The organism is Planktothrix sp. FACHB-1355, assembly GCF_014748295.1.
In the GTDB taxonomy this organism is placed as follows: Bacteria; Cyanobacteriota; Cyanobacteriia; order Cyanobacteriales; family Aerosakkonemataceae; genus Aerosakkonema; species Aerosakkonema funiforme_A.
Genome location: NZ_JACJUP010000869.1, coordinates 1 through 3,159, shown reverse-complemented (window position 1 = coordinate 3,159; position 3,159 = coordinate 1). Strand labels below are relative to the sequence as shown.

At 46.4% G+C, this 3,159-nt stretch carries 3 protein-coding genes; 2 read left to right on the top strand and 1 reads right to left on the bottom strand.

Annotated features, from left to right (window positions below; genetic code table 11):
- Positions 1-1,113: 5'-nucleotidase C-terminal domain-containing protein (locus H6S82_RS26245; RefSeq protein ID WP_191056952.1), on the top strand; the 1,113-nt coding region annotated here is incomplete at its 5' end.
- A 58-nt stretch (positions 1,114-1,171) separates the two neighbouring features.
- On the opposite strand, the gene H6S82_RS26240 is transcribed toward H6S82_RS26245, so the two are convergent.
- Entirely contained in the window at positions 1,172-1,387 is a 216-nt protein-coding gene (locus H6S82_RS26240) for a DUF4327 family protein (RefSeq protein WP_322111895.1), read from the bottom strand.
- A 194-nt stretch (positions 1,388-1,581) separates the two neighbouring features.
- Between H6S82_RS26240 and H6S82_RS26235 the strand changes: the two genes are divergently transcribed.
- Positions 1,582-2,922 carry an arsenic transporter gene (locus tag H6S82_RS26235; protein WP_190464447.1) on the top strand — a complete coding sequence of 447 codons (1,341 nt, stop codon included), beginning with the start codon at positions 1,582-1,584 and terminating at the stop codon, positions 2,920-2,922.
- Positions 2,923-3,159: the final 237 nt, after the last annotated feature.

Here is a 3,159-nt window from a genome sequence, read left to right as displayed (position 1 = left end):
CACACGCTGTTATGCGATCGCACCGATCGCCTGCGCGTTGGCGATACTTCTAAAGGCGTTTATCCCATCCTCAGAACATCCGCTAGCGGCGAACCGATCGCGATCGTCAATACAACCAGTAACTATAAATATGTTGGTCGTTTGGTTGCCGAATTCGACCCTCAAGGACGTATAGTTCCGGGAAGTATAGATCCCAATATTAGCGGCGCTTACGCTGCTGACGATCGAGGAGTAATTGCAACTGGGAATTTTCCTCCCGATCCGAAAGTGGTACAAGTCACCCAAGCGTTGCGACAAGTTATTAATACCAAAGATGCCAATACTTTTGGATTGACTAATGTTTACCTCAACGGTGAAAGAAACTCGGTTCGCACAGAAGAAACAAATTTGGGCAACCTGACTGCTGATGCGAACTTATCTGCGGCTCGCAAAATTGACTCTTCTGTGGTAATTTCGCTCAAAAATGGCGGCGGTATTCGGGAATCGATCGGTGCAATTGTTGGTTCTGGCGGTAACGATCCAAATGCAGGTAAAAAAATTCCTCCTGTTGCCAATCCCAGTGTAGGCAAAAAAGCTGGTGAAATTTCCCAATTGGATATTGAAAATAGTTTGCGGTTTCATAACCAACTCACTTTGCTGACAGTAACCGCACAACAGTTGCAGCAAGTAATCGAACACGGCGTCGCAGATACCGCACCGGGACGCACGCCGGGACGTTTCCCGCAGGTGGGAGGAATGGCTTTTACTTTTAATCCAAATTTACCAGCCGGAAGTCGAGTTATCTCTTTAAATGTTAGAGATCGCAACGACAATATTATCGATACCGTTGTTCAGAACGGTCAACTTGTCGGCAATCCCAATCGCACTTTCCGAATCGTGACGTTAAAGTTTTTGGCAGGTGGTGGCGATCGCTATCCGTTCCCCAAATTTCCGGCAACTAATTCTTTAGATACAGGGATTGGGGAACAAAAAGCTTTACAAGATTATTTAGCTGAAAATTTTGCCAGCAATCCTTACAACATTCCGGATGTTAGTGCGGCGGAAGATAGGCGGATTCGCAATTTGGCAGTACCTATTCCCGCAACCAGTCAGTCAGGCAATACGCCTTTTTGATAATTAAGGCGGAGTCAATCCAAAATCCAAAATCGGGTGACTTTTGACTTTGTTTATTTTATCCTTCCCAGCCAATCAAATCGCCAATACAATCCCTGAGCAGAAAGTTGCTTTTTTCTAACTCTTGCTCAATTCGACACCATTCCCAAGCAGACATATGTTTCCAAAGCGTATAAATGCGTTGCTCCCGACTGACAATACCTTCATGCACGAGTTGATATACTTGAGCTTGAATGACAGTTAAGGAGTACTGGGTAGATTTTATTTTATGCACCGAATATGGCTCCTTACCTAGCGGGATAATGTTGAATAGTATACCTCCCTAAAAATAATTTGTCGGTTGTTAATATCACTCTTTGGGTTTACATTCTTCTCTACCTTTAGATAGAAGAAGCTATATATATCTGAATTAACGTTCCCTTAAACTAGGCTGGCAGTACGTAACTGACTTGTAAAAATATGCTTTTGATGACAATACCGATAGATATCAGTGTCGCACCGAAGGCGATCGCAATCTTCATTTTCACTCTCACCCTTGTCATCTGGCAGCCGCGAGGATTGGGTATCGGCTTTAGCGCCGTGGGAGGAGCTATTTTGGCTCTCGCTACAGGTGTGGTTAGCTGGAAAGATATTCCAGAAGTTTGGCAAATTGTTTGGAACGCCACCTTCACCCTAGTAGCTTTAATCGTGATTTCCCTAATTTTGGATGAAGCTGGTTTTTTTCGTTGGTTGGCACTTCATGTGGCTCAGTGGGGTAAGGGTAGAGGTAAGTTACTGTACCCGTTGGTGATTCTGCTGGGAGCGGTGGTGACGGCTTTGTTTACCAATGATGGTACTGCTCTAATTCTCAACCCGATTGTGATGGAAATGCTGTTAGTGCTGGGTTTTGGTTTCCAAGCTACCCTTGCCTTCGTGATGGCGACCGGTTTTATCGCTGACGCCACCAGTCTGCCGCTCACGGTGAGCAATTTGGTCAACATTATCTGCGCTGACTATTTCCATATTTCCTTTGGCGAGTACGCCTTGGTGATGGTGCCGGTGAATTTTGTCGCTACTGCTGCGAGTTTGGGGGTTCTCTGGTTATACTTTCATCGCTCTATCCCGTCGCGCTACTCTGTTGCAGAATTGGCATCGCCGGCCAGCGTAATCCGCGATCGCCTCGTGTTTCGTTGCAGTTTTGGCGTGTTGGGGTTGCTTTTGTGCGGTTATTTCCTTGCAGAACCTCTGGGGCTGCCAGTTTGTTTAATTGCCGGTTTGGGTGCTTTGGGACTGCTGGTTTTAGCGGGACGCTGGTGGCAACCGAAAAGCAAAGCGGTAATTCCCATTCGCAAGATTTTGCGCGAAGCACCTTGGCAGGTGGTGGTGTTCAGTTTGGGGATGTATCTGGTGGTGACGGGACTGCGAAATGCGGGTTTAACGGCGATTCTCAGCCACAGTTTGGAGCGATTGTCGGATTGGGGTTTCTCTGTAGCCGCGATCGGTACTGGCTTTATCGCAACTTTATTGTCTGGTGTGATGAATAATCTGCCTACAGTTTTGATTAACGCGATCGCTATTCAAGATGCTGCCGATCTCGATCCTCATATTCGACAAGCTATGGTCTACGCGAATGCGATCGGCTGCGATGTTGGCGCAAAGATAACCCCCACCGGTAGTCTATCTACCCTGCTGTGGTTGCACGTTCTCGATCGCAAGGGGTTACGCATCAGCTGGGGAGAGTATGTGAGTATCAGCATAATTCTCACCTTACCCGTTCTTTTTGTGACGCTCCTGAGTTTGGTGCTGTGGCTTCCCTTGGCGAGAGCGTAGAGGGGTTAAGTACTCTGTGACTTACGTCACATCAGTCACTAACGGTAATCACGGGGAATACTGACGTACATCACTAATTAACTGTAAATCTCATCACAAGATACAAGAGATTGCGGTCACTCAACTTATCCTGAAAAAATTCCATACTAGGTGTAATAATTCAGTAGTTTCTCGGATGTGCTATGCAACTGCTGCACAACACCAGTTTTGAACAGGCGGACAATTGGTTATACCAAT

Excerpts from the sequence above, each read along its gene's own strand:
- H6S82_RS26235 (WP_190464447.1), top strand. The coding sequence starts at position 1,582 with ATGACAATACCGATAGATATCAGTGTCGCACCGAAGGCGATCGCAATC.